The organism is Stenotrophomonas sp. PS02298 (genome assembly GCF_029959445.1).
Lineage (GTDB): Bacteria > Pseudomonadota > Gammaproteobacteria > Xanthomonadales > Xanthomonadaceae > Stenotrophomonas.
On sequence record NZ_JASCOR010000025.1, the window covers coordinates 1 to 15,954 of the forward strand.

Annotated in this window: 10 protein-coding genes; 1 reads left to right on the forward strand and 9 read right to left on the reverse strand. The window is 57.9% G+C overall.

The annotated features are described in order from the left end of the window. Positions 1–285 precede the first annotated feature (285 nt). From QMX78_RS05895 to QMX78_RS05910, 4 genes are all read right to left on the reverse strand, one after another. Positions 286–1,011: a MobA/MobL family protein gene (locus tag QMX78_RS05895; protein ID WP_197639889.1), complete on the reverse strand. Its 726-nt coding sequence runs from the start codon at positions 1,009–1,011 to the stop codon at positions 286–288. A 253-nt stretch (positions 1,012–1,264) separates the two neighbouring features. Further along, a complete protein-coding gene (locus QMX78_RS05900; RefSeq protein WP_197639891.1) occupies positions 1,265–1,888 on the reverse strand; it encodes a hypothetical protein in 624 nt (207 codons plus the stop codon). A gap of 89 nt (positions 1,889–1,977) precedes the next feature. After that, positions 1,978–2,931 (reverse strand): hypothetical protein, encoded by a 954-nt coding sequence (locus tag QMX78_RS05905; RefSeq protein WP_282267521.1) that lies wholly within the window; start codon positions 2,929–2,931, stop codon positions 1,978–1,980. 610 nt (positions 2,932–3,541) lie between these two features. Continuing rightward, on the reverse strand, positions 3,542–4,225 hold the full coding sequence (locus QMX78_RS05910) for a J domain-containing protein (RefSeq protein WP_197639895.1): 684 nt from the start codon (positions 4,223–4,225) through the stop codon (positions 3,542–3,544). A gap of 203 nt (positions 4,226–4,428) precedes the next feature. Here QMX78_RS05910 and QMX78_RS05915 point away from each other — a divergent pair, with 203 nt between their 5' ends. Continuing rightward, on the forward strand, positions 4,429–4,626 hold the full coding sequence (locus QMX78_RS05915; protein WP_282267528.1) for a helix-turn-helix transcriptional regulator: 198 nt from the start codon (positions 4,429–4,431) through the stop codon (positions 4,624–4,626). A gap of 273 nt (positions 4,627–4,899) precedes the next feature. Here QMX78_RS05915 and QMX78_RS05920 read toward each other — a convergent pair whose 3' ends face one another. The 5 genes from QMX78_RS05920 to QMX78_RS05940 form a co-directional block, all read right to left on the reverse strand. Beyond that, entirely contained in the window at positions 4,900–5,394 is a 495-nt protein-coding gene (locus QMX78_RS05920; RefSeq protein WP_197639905.1) for a JAB domain-containing protein, read from the reverse strand. After that, the gene (locus QMX78_RS05925) at positions 5,391–6,350 is read right to left on the reverse strand and encodes a DUF932 domain-containing protein (RefSeq protein WP_197639907.1); all 960 of its coding nucleotides are present in this window, start codon (positions 6,348–6,350) and stop codon (positions 5,391–5,393) included. Before QMX78_RS05925 ends, QMX78_RS05920 begins: the two co-directional genes overlap by 4 nt. A 464-nt stretch (positions 6,351–6,814) precedes the next feature. Continuing rightward, positions 6,815–12,295 (reverse strand): hypothetical protein, encoded by a 5,481-nt coding sequence (locus QMX78_RS05930; RefSeq protein ID WP_282267534.1) that lies wholly within the window; start codon positions 12,293–12,295, stop codon positions 6,815–6,817. A gap of 58 nt (positions 12,296–12,353) precedes the next feature. Continuing rightward, positions 12,354–13,853, reverse strand: coding sequence for a hypothetical protein (locus QMX78_RS05935; RefSeq protein WP_282267536.1), 1,500 nt, complete (start codon positions 13,851–13,853; stop codon positions 12,354–12,356). Continuing rightward, positions 13,850–15,937, reverse strand: a complete 2,088-nt coding sequence (locus QMX78_RS05940; RefSeq protein ID WP_197639912.1) for a hypothetical protein — start codon at positions 15,935–15,937, stop codon at positions 13,850–13,852. The genes QMX78_RS05935 and QMX78_RS05940 overlap by 4 nt, the downstream gene beginning before the upstream one ends. Positions 15,938–15,954: the final 17 nt, after the last annotated feature.

The window sequence follows — 15,954 nt, forward strand, 5'->3', positions numbered from 1 at the left end:
CCCCCCCCCCCCGCCCCCCCCCCCCCCCCCCCCCCCCCCGCGCCCCCCCCGGGGAGCACCCCCCCCCCTACTAGTAGCCCCCCTCGCTGTAGGGAAGGCGATAGGCTCCAGTGAGCAAAGCCAAGAATTTACAAAGTCCCCCTCTATTCTTGTGCCAGATTCCCGCGGCCTTTGCATCAGCAGTAATCCTTTGTTGTCCCTTTGTTGTAGCGACGTTCGCAAGTCGTACACGAAACAGCGCCGCATACTTCCTTGTTTGCCCCTGTCCCTGACCACCCCAGTCGTTCACAGCCGATCATTGGACCGCATGGATCGCCTCGCATCGACGTAAGCAATTCTTTCGCTTTGCGCCATCTCCCGGATACGGAACGCCCCCAGGTGCCGCTCCGCCCTGCGTCCAACCCCCTGTTCCTTCAATGTCCGGTGATCAACACGCTCCGTAATGCCATTGCGCTGCAAGTGGTCGTTAATGATGCTCGCAACCATTTGGCGAGTTTCAATCAAGCTTTCACGTACCTGCACGCTCGTTCTGCCGCACGCATCCTTCCTGCATCCGCCCGCTTCAGGCCTATAGGAGTTGTACCTGCGGAACATCTGCGGGGCGGATCGTTGGAACCCATCCGGCATGCGATCTGACACCATCAGATGCAGGTGCATATTCATTCCTCCTTCGAGGGACGCCTCGGGTGCATGCACCGCGTACTCGTAGGGCTTCGCACCTGCCAGGAAGTGAATGAGATCCTGCACCAGCTCTCTCGACCTGCTGCCGACAAGCTCGTTTGGGAGCGCGACGATGAACTCCCTGTAAGCGGCACCATTCATGCGCTCGTGTGCATCCGCTGCGGCCCAGAACGCTCGACCGCTATCCTCTGCCCAAGCAGGTAGGTTCCCGCACCCAACGTCGATCAAGTCCTCCCGTGACCGATACCTTCCTTCGCGACGTATGTAGTCACTATGCCCTACGGCTTTTCCCTTGGTGCCAGTTTTTAGCTGTAAATGGAAGATCTTCATGGTCAACCTCAATGTCGGGAATGAAAAAGGCCAGTGACGTTGGTCACTGGCCTCTATGGGGTGGCTTGAGAACTACTTAGCCTGATGAATTTGGAGAAACGGTAAGTGCGCGCTCTGCATTCCCCCCTCCCTTCTATTGCATCTAGTGCATGTCGTTGGCTGAGGGTTGTGTAAGTACTAGTGGCCGGCTTCTCTCATACCTTATGCGCATAGGAGTAAGAAACTACTCATCACGCTCCGAGCATCAGTTGAATCAGTACGCTGCACTGAGAAGCTTAGCCTCAATCAACTTCCCATTTTGAAGAACGTAGCTCACATTCTTCTCCACTGAGGGACAGCAGGTGGCATCGTCAGGCCCCTGTACCAGAATCTTCATCGCAACCGATCCTTCTTGGACCGTGAAATCCTGAACACCCTCACCGTACCCAGACACCGGCAATGAGTCGGCATATGCCAATGCGCCAGCCTCTCTAGCAAATACAGCAAGGTGCGTGGCGTAGGCGTTACCACCATTAGTCGCCTCCAGTACGAACAGCACGGCCTTATCGCTGACACCGTCGCCATTGAGGTCACCCTCGGCGAACTTCCTCGCTTCTACGTTCTCATCCGCCTGATCGAAGATGAAAGCCTGCCGAGCCAGTGCTTCACTGATGACGCTCTCGTCCGACGCAGCTGCAGAAGGTTCTGCTGCGCTCTGGGGCTCTGCCTGCGCAGGTGCGCAGCTGACCGCCTCCGCCTGTGCAGCCGTCAAACCCGCCGGCACTTCGCATCCGGCCAGGTTGATGTCACCGGCCTGTGTGAGGGCCGCTTCCTTCTTGCAACCTACAAGCGCCAGTACGGCCAACATGGCCCCCACCAACATACCTACCTTCTTCATACCCTCTCCTGGAGTCGTTTTTGAAAAACTAACCACGCGCATGGAGCGGGCGTGCTTGTGCACGCCCGCTATCTTCCTTCACTACCGCATCAGTTCCTCTTGTCTGATCCGTCACAGACCCAACAGTCCGGATCCAGACCGCGAGCGATCTTGTCGGCCCGGATGCTCTCCTGCTCCGCCTGGTACTTCGCTTCGCGCTGGGCTGGCGTCAGCAGGCGTACTGCGTTGTATCGTTTCTCCGCCTCTGTAAGCAGAACTTCCTGCTTGGGCGTCAGAGTGAAATCATTACTTTCCGAGATCGAACGATGGAGCGCCCACATCTCCGGTTCCGTCAGGTATTCAGTACCGTCTTGCAGATAGTGGGTCTGTGAGACCAGCTTTCCACCCTCGTACAGGCCCCGCTCCGAGACGGCTCCGTTCTCCTCCCAGTAGGCTTCCCACAGCCCTACAGGCACGCTGCCTTTGAAGTTGGCCTTTACCTTGACCTGACCATTCAGGTAGTAGCTGATCGCTTCTCCTTCCAGACCGTTGTTCACAGCCGTGGCCTGGTAGGAGAGTTGTCCAGGCTTCTCGGCGAAGTAGATCTTGATCGGCCCTTCCACGCGCCCGTTCTGCATCGTCAGGATGACGCCAGGACTGCCCGTTTTTGTGTGGAACACGGTCTCCCCATCCAGACCACCGTCGGTCCGCTTGCCTTCGTAGGCGACGACCTGTGACTGCGGATAGCGGCAGGTGTACTGGCCACCTACCAACCCTTCATCCACCTCCACATCGCAGACATAGTCCAAGTTGCCCAGCAGCGCCGTCATGCTGGTGGTCTGATTGGTGTTCAGATTCTGGAGGATGGTTCTCAGAGAGCCTAGGAGCGGTTCGAGCTGCTTGTGCGGTACACCGGTCACCCGTCCGTCGAAGGGTTCATTGGAACCGGATTCGTAGATCTTCCCGTTACTCAGTTCTGCATTGCGCCAGTCCAGGACTGGCTTGCTGCATCCGCCAAGAAGAAGTGCAGCCAGCATGGCTGCAACGTAGTTGATACTTTTCATGCAATTCCTTGTATGTATGAGCGGGTGTCCGACGCTCAGCCGCAGTGGGTTATCCAGCGACCTGGTCGGAACGCTGTTTCTTGAACATGGCGCCAGAATCCCTCAGCGGCTTCTGCACTGGCCCGCTGCTGCAAAGAGCCGGTCGGAAAGATCGGGCGGCGGGATACTCTGCTTCTCGATAGCCAGCAGCCCCTGTTCCCCGTAATGTTCCTGTAGCTTGTCAAAGGTACATTTACAGCTGGACTTCGGCGCTCCGCCGGCTACGCAGTTATCGACGAATCTGTCGCGCAATTTGTCGAACTCGCTACTGCACGCACTGAGTGCCAGGACTACCATCAGCATTGGGAGAAGTACTGGTTTCCGAAGGCTCATGCCTATCGGCTCTTCACCTGCACGAGGAAGGCGAAAGCCACCAAGATTCAAGCCACGGCGCCGATCAGCTTTCCCAGTGAAGGGAAGACCACGGCAGGCCAGATCAGGCCCTGTCCTAGGTTGTAGAAAAATCCCTTGTACGCGTAGCGGCCCCACATATCGAAACAGATGGCCGCGGTGCACAGGCACGCCGTAAAGGCCTTTCATGTACCTCATGTCATTCCCCTGTTGGTTGAGATCAGTTGGTTTCTTGCAGGTAGTGGCTGACGGCTCTGAACAACCGTCGCAGGTCGTCGGCGTTGGGAACACTCAACGTGATGAAGGGCTCGCCATGGATCCGGATGTGCGCACCGTGAGCGGTGATTTCTGTTAAGCAGCCCAGTAACCGAATCTCTGACCGCTCGAACTTGGCTTTGCCTCGGATCTGGGTTTCGGTGATCAGCACGCCTTCCCTGGCACCGCCGAACACGGTGTCGTCGATGAGCACGACAACGTCCTGCGGCCGCAGCCTCTCCCCGTAGCTGTCCAGGGCTCCCTGGAGCTTCTTCCTTGGGATGTTCGGAGCCACGAACACGCGCTCGAAGGGCTCATTGCTGAACTCAAGTCCCTCCAAGACCTGCCGAAGCGAGCGGAGAGGGGGAGGTTCCGGAGCCTGGGTTCGTGGAGCCTCTGGCTCGGGGCTGGGTCTGGCTGTGGCTCGGGAGCTGTCAAATCGCTCCCGTTGGTCCGGGTCTTTGAGGACCGCATAGGCCTTGTTTACGGCCTGCATCTTCGCCGTGGCCCATACGACGGCAGCCTCGTCTCCTGCTGCGTAGCGATCAGGGTGGTATTGGCTCCGTCGGCCTTTGTAGGCCAGCTCTATTTCCCAGAGCGGTGCCTCGGGGCGTACCCCGAGGACTTCGTAGTGGTCTTCTTCGAACATCCCTTTTCCCTGCAGTAGCGGTAGCCGAGCGGTTTTTGCCAGAACCCGATTGCTCGCGGGTGAGTTCCGCTGCCCCAAGGGATCTAGCTCCGCGCTCGACCTTTGCCCTACCTAGACACCCGCAATGCTAATCGTAGTATGTCGAATAGTAGTATTCAAATCGAGACCATCTGTCGATGGCTCGTGCATCCCACGAAACTCGATTGGTCGCCGTTTTCGCCGGAAATGTCCGACGATTGAGGAAAGAACGTGGACTCTCTCAAGAAGAGTTGGCCGAGGCGGCCGGCGTCCATCGGACATACGTGGGCATGATCGAACGCGGCGAAAAGAACGTGACGATTTACAACATCGAGCGGATCGCAATAGCTCTTGATGTCCCTCCAGGATCTCTCCTCGGCTGAGCATAGGGATCTGAAGGTGGCGGAACGCCCCCCTAGAGGTCGGCCGCCTCCTCAATCTTTAGCGCCTCGACTAAGCAGACCCCTGCTCTCATGCGAAGCCTGCTAGCAGCCTCCCTAATCCTCGCCCTCTGCCGCCAATTTCCATCAGCAGCACGTTCCATCTCCCGAGCCCGCCGGTCCAGGTCAGCCGCTTTGGCACGAGCTATTGCCGCCCTGGTCGATGACCAGGACGTCTCCCTTTCCTTCATGCTGTTCTCCTAAGTATCCGGATCTTCATATCTGCCCGAGCTGAGCCATCGAGGTGCCTTGGCTCGCCGACACCACAAGGTGATCAACGACCCTCACGTCCACCATCGCCAGCACTTCTTTCAGCCTTTTGGTGATGGCTCGATCCGCTTCTGACGGCTCGCAATACCCGCTGGGGTGGTTGTGAGCCAGCAGGACCGCTGCCGCGTTCAAGGCCAAGGCACGTTGGACGACAATCCGCGGATGGATCTCAGCACCATCTACGGAGCCTGAGAACAGCCGTTCCACGGCGATCAAGCGGTTTCGGGTATCAAGAAACGCCACCTCGAAGTGTTCGCGGATCTCATGTCCTAGACGCAGGCGGAAGAACCTGCCGGCAACCTCCGGATCTCCCAACAGAAGGCCACTGACCATTGCTCTGCTCTCAAGAATTTCCAATGCTTGGGAGAGGACGAAGCTGTCACGTTCGTTCAAACTTCCAGGCAGCTCTTTCAGGCGTTGCTTCTGCGGCGAGGTGCTCATGCGGCTTCCCCTAACAGTTCCTTCCACGCCTTCTGCTTTAGCAAGGCACCTTGGCCGAACCAGGCTGCATCCAAGCGGTTCTCCGTACTCTGCGCCCGCCGATGATGGTCCACGAATTCGGTGATGCTGTTGAGGAGACCGAAGGCGGTACCCCTGCTGGTCTTCAAGCTAGCCCCTCTCCCCTGCCCGTCATACAGCGCCCGCACCTTGGCTACAGCCTGCTGATTCACGACTGCCGCCTTCCCATTCTGAGCAGCCGGATACGTGAGCAAATTGCGCAGCACCCCATCGACCGAATCGGGGTTCACAGGTGTCTCACAGAGGATCCGCATCCGCTCCACAAAGCCATGCCAGCCCTCAACAGCAATACCCAACTGGCTTTTGACCCTGTCAGCATCGAAGGCACTGCGGTGCGGGACCTTGATGGCTCCGGCTCGATCCCCAACAGCGATCTGCAGGGTGTTGTTACACACCACGCGAACTGAGGTGAACTGGGCGGTGGTAGCCAGCGTTCCGTCGCAGGCCGTAGCCAGAAGAAGATAGCCATTGATCTGATCCTGACCCTTTAGGGCCACACCCTGCCCAGTACGGGCCAATGCCCAGAACTTCCGCCCACCGCGAAGAACGCCTGCCGTTTCAAGCTCAAAGCCGCTGTACCGCGTCAGATCGCGGTAAAACTCCAGAATCTCCCGCGGCTGAACCACTCGATAGCGCTTGGACACCACGGCCAGCGGTCGCTTGGTGTCAGAGCGATAAAGCACCTTCTGCCCGGGGAACGCCCGAACGGGATACTGATCTTCAGCCTCGGCGGAAAATCGAACCTCGGCTTCCTCCAAAGACCAGTTCATGCCAGCGCGATCGCGCCATACTTCGATGGGCTGATTGGGGGCCAACTGGCTTCCGATGCCATGCCATGGGGCTTGGCCTGCATAGGCCATGGTTTCAACGTGATGCATCTCGAACTCCTTTCATAGACGGCATAACGCACAAGGCCCGGGCAATGCCGGGCCTTGTGGGTCTATCTGGATTGTTGGTTTAGTCGTAGGAATCGCGACCGAACTGGTCGGGGCGGGTGAACGAACAACGGGCTACGGCCGACAAGATGGCCGCAGCCACGATGAAGACGCAGTAGAGGAACTCGGATTTATCTTTCATGCCTGGTACTCGAAGCGATACGCCTGCGCGCGGCGCACACGCAAAGCAGGGGGATCCTGCTTCGGCGTAGTACTAAGGGTCTGAAGAAAATTTCAATCAAGAACGACAGTTTGGTACAGCCCAACACCCACTCTAGACACAAGCCGACTGACCGCCACCGGTCAGAAGCGGTCACTGAGAGGCGTGGTGACTACCTACAAAACCCTGAGCGATTCACTCCATGGGGCGCGCTTGGCATGATAGGGCACGTCATGGGATCAGGTTTTCAACCCCATTCGTCCCTTTTGTAGAAAGGCGCCCCCACGAGGAATTCGCCAGAGACATCATGCGTCTTGTACATGCACTCATGGATGTTTAGCGACTTGATTCGCTCTGTCATTTGCTGAAGCGAGGACTGCTCGCTCAGGCCGAGCGCGCTCAGTTCCTGCGGCTTTAGGTTGGGCACCTTGTGCAGGAACCAGGTCAAGAGCGGCTCCCTATAGTCGGTTGCCCCGACCTTGAAGTGGCTCAGATACTGCGACGCAAGGATCACGCCAACGCCGAACTCGCGCCCCTGAAGGAGCAACCTGCGAAGGACATCAAACTCATACTTCATGATGCTGTCTGCTTCATCGACAAGCAACATCGAGTCGACGACGCGCATGTTCCGATCAACCCCAAGGAAGGGACGCTTGGGAATCTTCAACATATGCTCGTAGAAAACGTTCAACAGGATCGTCACGAGCATGCTCTTGGTCTTATCGTCCGGGCCAAGCTCGTTGAGCGCGATGACTACAACACCCTTGAGGAATTCATCAGGACTGACGATGGATGCCGGATCATTGGCGAACAGCTCCATGTCCACCATGTCGCTGAGAATGCCAGTGATCGAATCCGGGCTTCCCTTCACTGCAAGCTGGTAGTTCTGGAATACGTCGTAGATGGTTGGGTAGCTGCCCTCACCGCGCCCATTGTAGGCCTCCTTGATTGCATTCTTCAGCTTCTCGCGCTGGACCGCGCCAATGCCCGAGTAAATCTTCTCGATGGCATCCGAGAAGAAGCGATAGCGATCCAGCCATGGGCTGATCGACTGGGAAGAGTTGGACAAGTCGAAGAGATTGAGCGGGATGTGCTGAGGGCGAATGACGCGCGCGCCCGTCGCCTTCACAAACTCTTCCGAGCTGTAATCCTTCTTGTAATCGAAGATCAGGATGTTCGGGGAAACCCCTCGGTTCCCTGCCGCGCCAGTGGCGATCTGGAAGACAAGTGATTGCAACAACTGGGTCTTGCCCGTGCCAAGGTCGCCCACCACGCCCATGTTCAACTGGTTGAGCGAGGTCTGGCCAAGGTTAAGGTGGCGCACGCGCGCTTGGAATGCGCCGATGTCTTCGCCAACCCTGAGGATGAGACCGGCTTGGTCGGATCCGTCATTCGGCGCTGTGGCCTTGGAGGGCTCTTGAGTTTCCTGAAGCTCGTCATCATAAGGCGCAACCGTACTAGCACCGACTTCGGATGGCGATGTAGATACCACAGGCTCTTCCGCGGGCTGCACTGGCAGAAGCGTGATGAATGGTGCTTCTGGTTTCATGGGCGCTGCCAAGGGCGCGATCTGCACCGCGGTGGCTGCAACCTCTCTGGGCATGAACTGCCAGTCATGGAGCGAAGCCTTCATTGATTGATAGAACGCGTCCGCAGTTCCCCTGACGATTAGGCTGGCATCGGATTGGGAAAGCTCAATGGTTTCCTTGAACGAATCCCCGTCGGTGTCGCTCGGGCCGCTATTCGTTGTCCCATCGATGACGATTAGACGCCCACGTGCATCGATCTCCACGCCAAGCTCCGAGTTGAGGATGGCCTCCATTACCCGCGAATGCAGCCTTGCCCACGCGGCAGCCTTGCCGCCCTCCGCCAGATGCTGGCTGTAAACACGGAAACCGTAGCCGATCATGGAAGACAACAAGTTTTCGTAGGCCAGACGCCAGATCAGCATCTCCTGATCGTCGGTATAGGTCTTGCGAAGCGAACTGAGCAATGCCGATAGCGACTTGGCTTGCTCGAGCGCCAAGAGACGGTCCTTGTGCGCCATCCGGGCGTTGCCACTCCGATTCTTGACCTCGACGGGTGTCAACTTGCATCGAATGGAAGAGTCGGCGATGACCAGCCCCACCACGATCAAGTCGGGGCGATGCAAACTGAGTTTCCCGTTAGCCTTGGCTAGATCATCCAGGTAACGCTGGAATGGGTCGACTGGGATGACGAGCGAAATTCGATGCTCCTCGTCGTGTTCCTCCCATGGGACCAACAAACCATGTTGCCCCGCTGAGGAGCGGAAGCTGTCTTGGATGAGCCGAGTCGCGATGAAAAGGCCCAAGTCGCCGGTGGCTCCCGAGTTGCCGGCCGATAGGCCGCGCACGGTTGGTATGCCCCTGCGCGCCACTTCTTGCACGATCGCGGAAAGCTCCGTATGCGAGAGGTCTTCACACCCCGGCAAGCGCTGCAGGACGATCTTCATCGTCTCTAGATCAAGGGACTTGATGCGCGAGAGCAGGTAATAGCCATTGCTGTCGCCGGACCTTCCCGAGTACGAGGGAAGCTCGTAGTCCCAGAGGTAGGTGCCTTCGAGCCAGTTTCCGAGGAAGCAAGCTGGATCCACGGCAGACGAGGAGACTGCAGCGAATTCAGCCTTGTCCAGAGATTTCTTGACCGCGTTGATGCTCGGTGCGAATACGTAGCCTTTAGGGAAGTCGGACATGCCCTCCAAGGCAGCAATGGCCTTCGCGGTATTGTCCGCAAGCCCATCACCCGTCACTCGGACAGGACCGGCCACGCGTGACTCGCTCAAGAACTGCCCGTTCCCGGCAGCTTGTTGCTCGCGAATGCGCACACGCACAAGGCCACCAGCGCCTAGCGGGGAGGTCTGCCTGACCAGCTGGGAACTGGCATTGGAAGTCTCCAATTGGGCGATGATGGCCAAATCGTGCGAAATGCTGGAATCAGCCGCCTCGTACCATTGGACGGAATTGTTCGTGTCCTCGGCCAAGTTGGAGATCTCCGCGTCGCCCGGGCGGGCATCCTCATTGCGCTCGTCGAACACGTGGATCTCGCTCGCACCGAACACCGATGCGCTCTTGCCTCGCATAGCGCCCGCTGAAAAATGCTCGCGCCCCCAGGACAAGAGGCCATCGTTGCATGCGTTGTTCTGGCCGGCTGCACTGGACACAAGGACGCCAATGACCGGTTTCGCCACCAGCATCTCGCATACGTCATCCATGGCGCGGTGGACCTGAGACGCACTGAACCCACTGGAAATTCCACCAACCAGAAGACCCATCTCCCGATCAAGGGGGGAGGAGACGCCCAGCTTCGCCAATCGATCCAGACGCTGCGTGTTCCACAGGATGCCCCAGTAGTCCGAGCTGCATTCGACTGAAAAATAGACAACCTCATTTGTGCCGCCCGTGGCATCGCGTAGCGGCAATGCAATCGAGTCAGGCACGCAATCCGGATCCATGATGCTAGCGGCAGGGCATGGTCGCTTGCGCGAAGCCAGGTACATGGCTCGTTGCGCAAGGCATTGCCAGGCGAATCGGATGGGATGCAATGGCGAGACGATGACCGCGTTCGGAACCTGCTCTAGAGTTACTCCATCCGATTCCAACCCCATGACTAGGCCGATATCGCACCAGCAAGCTTCCTTCGGGGAGGCTGATAGCCAATCCAGATAGGCACGGACGTATGTGCCCACTGCTTCCTCGAACTCCTTGTCGGTCACCAGCCATTCGCCTAGGTTGGCGGATTCAACGAGATCGTTTCCATCCTTGCCCCGAACCTTGGCAGCGATCAGTTGTCTTGATTCGGTGAATGCAGTCGGCGGCTGCATCTCATCAATGCCAGGCCGGGGATCGCTGAGGAATCTCGCCGAGGAGAAAATCACGTCCTCGGCCGACGACCATTCGCGTCGGCGCCACTCGCTGGCATAGTCTGGTGCCAGTACGAATGGGTAATGCGACCTGCCCACGCAGGATCTTTCCAGCATCCATCCCTGTAGTTGTGCACTACGGGATTGGCTATTCGCATGCACGGCGCGAGGAAGCTTGCCTCCCTCGCGCCGGGAGTTCCTCGCCAAATGGAACTCGAAGTAACTCGTGCATTCCTCCGCAGTTGCCTCATCCGCGACGAGGAAAATTCGGAATACGTCCTTCTTGGCGTTTTCTGGGCGCAGTATCTCGAACTGGTAGTGACGCTCGCCGCCGGCCTCGACCTCCAGGCCGTACTCATCATCGGCCACGTTACCAATCTTCGCCGGCTCCAGCTCCTCGTCATCGCAATGTGCCGTGGCTTCGCCGGAAAGGATTTTCACGCCGGGCCGAGCGTAAACATCGAGATAGTGCCGTCCTGCGCCAGCCATCTCTAGGATCGTGTCGATGGGCTTGTTCGACACCAGCTTTGGCACCTTCCCCTTCGCCGCGGTACGGGAGCATACGATCAATCCAGGCTCCCAAGCGGAAAGTGAAATCAGTTTAGAGCTTGCCTTCTTGACGTTCTCTAGTTTTACACCTTGGCATTCCACGACTTCGGCCACGTACTTGATTGGCATCCTGTGAAGTGGGAATGCTTCGTCGACGAACTCCATGGATCCTGCGCTTGGCAAGTCCCACGTCCGACGATTCGCCATGCCACCTGGCGCCTCTCGAGTAATCCGTACACGCGCGCCCTCCAAACCATCCGGCAGTTGGACCTGAAGCCGCGCGGCGTCACGGACCACGGGGACGAAGCCCTTGAGTTGGAATGCCAATGGGTTCGTGCATGTGAGTGTTATCTCGGGAGAGGACTCCGTCGTATCGTCATCAAGCAATAGCTCCCACTTCTGCACGGTCAGCTCGTCCCACCAACCGGGCGGCGGCATGGTCTCGTCAGGTGCGTAGCAATAGGGCATGGAGCGCTTGAGTGCCGTCACCACGTCGCACTTGCGGCGCACTTGCCCTAGAAAGGCATCCAGAAGCGTCGGATCAACTCCCGCCTTAGGCGCCTGCTCTTTCAATTGCTCCACGCCAAACCCCAGGTTTGAGCGCTCGAACTTGTCGGCTAATGCGCTGAAGATGGACAGCTTGTGCGTGGCATCGATGCGCCCGTCGCTCGAAGGGGGGAATCCACTCGCCAGACTTACACGCGCATCCAATGGCTGTCCCGCATCGCGCAGCTCCCAAAGGCGGTCGAGGATGTCCCATGCCCCGCTCCTGCTTACCTCGTGCTGCTTGGCTGCATCTGCAGCAACTACGGCCTCGTGGACGAGCCGCTTGGCCTGCTCCAATTGCTTGTCGTCGCCTATCCCGAGGCCTGCGTCGACGAGGCGTTGAATGAACGGGTCGCCCCACCAAACTGAAATTGGTGCCCCTCCTTCGTTGACGACGGACGCGACGCCGAACGATTTGCGAGTGGATTCATGGGTGTCGCTTGCTTGCCCACCGGGCGGGACTAGAGTGAGGAAGATGCCGGCCCTGGGGTCGTTGCGAAGACTAGCCAAACCATGGAACAAGCTGTAGCCGGATTGATCCACGCGGGCAACTGGCGCCGTATCAGGCACTTCGTCGACTTGGACCACGACCGGAAATGAAACTGTAGTGCCATCGGCCATGCTCGCCGATAGCAATCGGCCATCACCAGCAAGAACTTTGAAAATCTCCGCGAGCATGCTTGGCGGTGGGCCGCAAAAAACCACGCGGCACTCCTTGCTTCCGCTTGGAAGGGAAAGGATCTCGTTGGCCATTTGGCCGTTGATCCACGCGGCTAGTTCACTTGCAAGTTTGCTCAAGGCGGCACCAACGTCAAATCGCAAAAGGGGGGACCAGCAACATGCCGCTTTCGGCATCTGGGCTATCAAGCACCAAGCCAAGCATGCGTAATTGACGACCCAAGTCACTGTCGTTCAACCCATGCAGGTCGAACTCGATCCCGTAGGATGAGAGGTGCTTCGCCAATCGTTGGACGGAACGAGGGCCTTTCACCTCATGCAGGCAGCAATGAGCCATGGCCAACACCGAGGCGGGACCCAGCGCCAAAACCCACGGGGAGTTCCGTGCTTCGCCACGTTTACGCAAGAAATACCCTTGGTCGTAGCCGCGCAATGTCTCATCCATCGTCTGGCGCTGCCCCAGAGTGTACTGGGCGAACTCCATGAGGTTTGATCCAATTCCCTTCTTGCAGGCAATCGTGCGCACTTCCCGGTCCTGAAGTTGATGGTAGGAATCAAGCACGCCTGCTGCGCGAAGCTTGTCCTTGTTTGCCTCGATTGCCGCCAGAAAAGAGCGGGTGCCAGCGACCGAATCCATTCTGGCCACCTTGGCCCCCATTCCATCCAGCGCCCACAACATGCAGTTCAAACCAAGGCGGGCCGACAGGTACTTGGACGCGTAGTCGCGCAAAATTGGTATGGCGGGATGTCCGAATGAAAGCATTCGGCTATCCACGGCAAGCAAATGTTTAGCTAACTCGGCATCGGTGGCGGGGATGCTGGCTATATCTGATTCAACGAGACTTCTCGCTACTCGCCAGACGCGATCATTCACGTCGCAAATCCAAAGCACGTGACTGACGGTTCCTATCCTGAGAACGGCCTCTAGAAGGCTGACCCACTGCCGTCTAGTCATCGAAGGCTTGGCAGCGATGATGCCTTCGAGATCCGCCACGAACTGCTTTGCCGGGTACTCGATGCTCGCTCTATCCTGACTTGGAAACAAGCCTAGAGGCGCCAGGTAGGTAGGCTTCCAATCGTCCACACCCTGACGGCGCAGTTCGAACTCTCCCTGAAGCCACCGCGCCCAGACATCGTCATTCGCCCCAATGCCCAAGGCATCGTGCAGGCTCACCCACACCCTTGATGCATCTGCGTCCGAAATGGCCCCTAGCTGGATGATGCGCTTCACCAACTGGCCTGGATTCCATGGGTTGCCCGTCAGTCGTGCCGCGCCTGAATACAAGGCGGCGTCCGGCACCACGGGGGAAAGCGACATGAAGCGCTTAGATGACTGTTGTGCAACCTTCGGACTCTGCACTAGGCGATCTAGGACGGTACGCCACGTGTCAGGCTGGATTTCGCCCTTGCCCCCTTCTTTTTTTTTCGCTTTGTCCGCAGCCTTGCTGAACGCGTCACCCTGCTTTTTCACCTTGCCTTCCGAAACCCCTTCAAAGCCGGATGCGCGATACAACGATGATAGGACGACCTCTCCTGTCGAAAACTCCGGTGCACGATGGATGCTGAAAATGGCATCCCTGAACAATGGGTGCTGCGTATCCCAAGGGGACTCCAGGAACTTCCCGATATTCATTGGCCATTCCCTCGGCGCACGATGAAAGTGCCGAAATTGCGCACGATCACGTCATCTCTCATACCCAGCTGGATTTCACTACCCTCCAAGGTGTCCTCATCTCGGACGACGGTCCCAGCCAGCTTTGCGCGCGTCGTGTCGATGAGGGCCACGACCGAGCGTGGCAACGAGGCTGGAATCATGCCCTTACGCAAGGACTTAGTGGCCTTGAACAACTCATAGGTCAGGGCAACAGGTTGTGCAGAAGTGCCACTGCCAACACTGAGGAAGCGCACCGGTAGCCTGGGCTTGCTATCGTCTTGCTGGAAGGGCATTTGCCGGACCTTTTGGATATCGGTCGTCAGCATCACCCTTCGTTCCGGTGGAGGCAGTGGCTCGCCGAATGTGGTGTTCAAGCTCACTTGGAACTGTCGTTCCTTGTTGAGCAGGTTTTCAACCTGCTGCCTTGCTTCTTGCAAGGCACTACTATCGCCGTTAAGGACTTGGTCGAAATCAACCAGCACATCCGAATCCTTGGTAATGCCGGATCGAACACCCACCGAACGACGTGCAATCCTACATGCAACAAGCCTAATGAATGCTTGCACGCGCTCCGCTATCGCAGGCTTAGACCGCCGGATGGCCTCATCGGAGAGCATTGCATCTGCTTCCTCGAGTGACTTGAGCAAGTCGATTTCAAGTGCGGATAGGGACTGGTACTTCTGAAGGAATGTCCGGCCCTCCTTGATCGACAAGCTGAACCGCCGATCCAAGTCCTCGAACTTGATCGTCGTGTTGGAGCTTACGGCAACTTCCATAGCTGGATTTGCAACTGCAGGGTCAAGGTAGACCCTCATGCCTGCAAGCTGCGTGCGCAAGGTAGAGGTGCCCTCTTTCCGCTTGTCGAACGATAGGAATTGCTGCAAACCGGCTAGCGCCGGCTGCTCGTCGAGCTTCAGCTCCTTGATGTCGCTCCTAAGCCCAGCAGCCCTTTCCACAGGCCATGCGCCAAAAAGGGCGTGTTGGTATTGCGCAGAAACCAGCTTGAACAAGCCCCTTGCGCGTTTTATCTCCCGCTTGGTCGTATTGGATTCGCGCGGCTGGAGCTGTGCCTTTGCCCACTCGCAAGGTTGATAGACACCCTTTGAGTCGGACTCCGTAGTGCCCGCAAGCAGATAAGCGGTTAGCGAGAATAGGTCGCGGAAATTCCACCGTTTCTCACTAGACAGTTCAAACCATCGCAGGATGCGGATGAAGGAAGAACGATGTGGCTCACTAGCGAGGAGCTTTCGGTTGGTGCAGAACGGACAGTATTCGCCTGCGGTGCACTCGCCGAACTCCGGCCAATCCCCTGCGTTGGTCGCCACACCGAGAATTTGCCTCGCCGCGGAATTGGCTGCTTGGCCATTGGCCTCTTCAACCAGGGATTCGACGTCCATGGGCCACACTGCAAAGCGCGAATAGCCTTCCAACGGCCAACAAGCGATTCCCCGTGAACCGAGTGAGACTGATTGGACGACTTTCTTAACCAGCTCGCCAACTTCGGGCTCATCGCGTTCCGTAGCCAGGATTAGCGCGTCGTCCAGGACGCCACGATTCACACACGCAACGTAGAGATGTCCCTCGCCTTGCCCTAACAAAGAACGGATGTCGTTGCAGAGATGCTCAGCGGGGGTAGCCGGATCACCACGATTGGCTTCGGATCCATCCTGCACGATGGAAATGGCAGTGATCTCGCTCTGCGGGGGGAATTGCGTCTGCACACTCCTAACCAAGCGGCCGGGGTGCCCCCCGGCTTGGCCCGAGAACCGTGCCGCGAGCTCTTCTAGCAATACGCCATTGAGATGCATCGCGACATCGAGTTCGCGGATCGTAAATTCGACGGCCTCCGTTTTGCCATTACCTGGGCCGCCAATCAGAAAAATTGCCTTGGGTGTCCCATCCTTTCCACTGGCGATGTCCCTTGACCACGCTTGCAACCGCGTGAGCAAACCCGTTGTGATCACGTCGCCAGAAGGGCGTCCGCTTCCCTTGTAAAACAACTTCTTGACGCCACCGGCCTTGTCCCCTGACCAGTTGAGCAACCCCTCTGGATACTTACTCATTCGCCCCCCCGGCGGAA

What these genes read in the sequence shown, in the direction of transcription:
- QMX78_RS05895 (WP_197639889.1), bottom strand. Translation starts at nt 1,011, where the DNA reads ATGAAGATCTTCCATTTACAGCTAAAAACTGGCACCAAGGGAAAAGCC.
- QMX78_RS05900 (WP_197639891.1), bottom strand. Translation starts at nt 1,888, where the DNA reads ATGAAGAAGGTAGGTATGTTGGTGGGGGCCATGTTGGCCGTACTGGCG.
- QMX78_RS05905 (WP_282267521.1), bottom strand. Translation starts at nt 2,931, where the DNA reads ATGAAAAGTATCAACTACGTTGCAGCCATGCTGGCTGCACTTCTTCTT.
- QMX78_RS05910 (WP_197639895.1), bottom strand. Translation starts at nt 4,225, where the DNA reads ATGTTCGAAGAAGACCACTACGAAGTCCTCGGGGTACGCCCCGAGGCA.
- QMX78_RS05920 (WP_197639905.1), bottom strand. Translation starts at nt 5,394, where the DNA reads ATGAGCACCTCGCCGCAGAAGCAACGCCTGAAAGAGCTGCCTGGAAGT.
- QMX78_RS05925 (WP_197639907.1), bottom strand. Translation starts at nt 6,350, where the DNA reads ATGCATCACGTTGAAACCATGGCCTATGCAGGCCAAGCCCCATGGCAT.
- QMX78_RS05930 (WP_282267534.1), bottom strand. Translation starts at nt 12,295, where the DNA reads ATGGCCAACGAGATCCTTTCCCTTCCAAGCGGAAGCAAGGAGTGCCGC.
- QMX78_RS05935 (WP_282267536.1), bottom strand. Translation starts at nt 13,853, where the DNA reads ATGAATATCGGGAAGTTCCTGGAGTCCCCTTGGGATACGCAGCACCCA.
- QMX78_RS05940 (WP_197639912.1), bottom strand. Translation starts at nt 15,937, where the DNA reads ATGAGTAAGTATCCAGAGGGGTTGCTCAACTGGTCAGGGGACAAGGCC.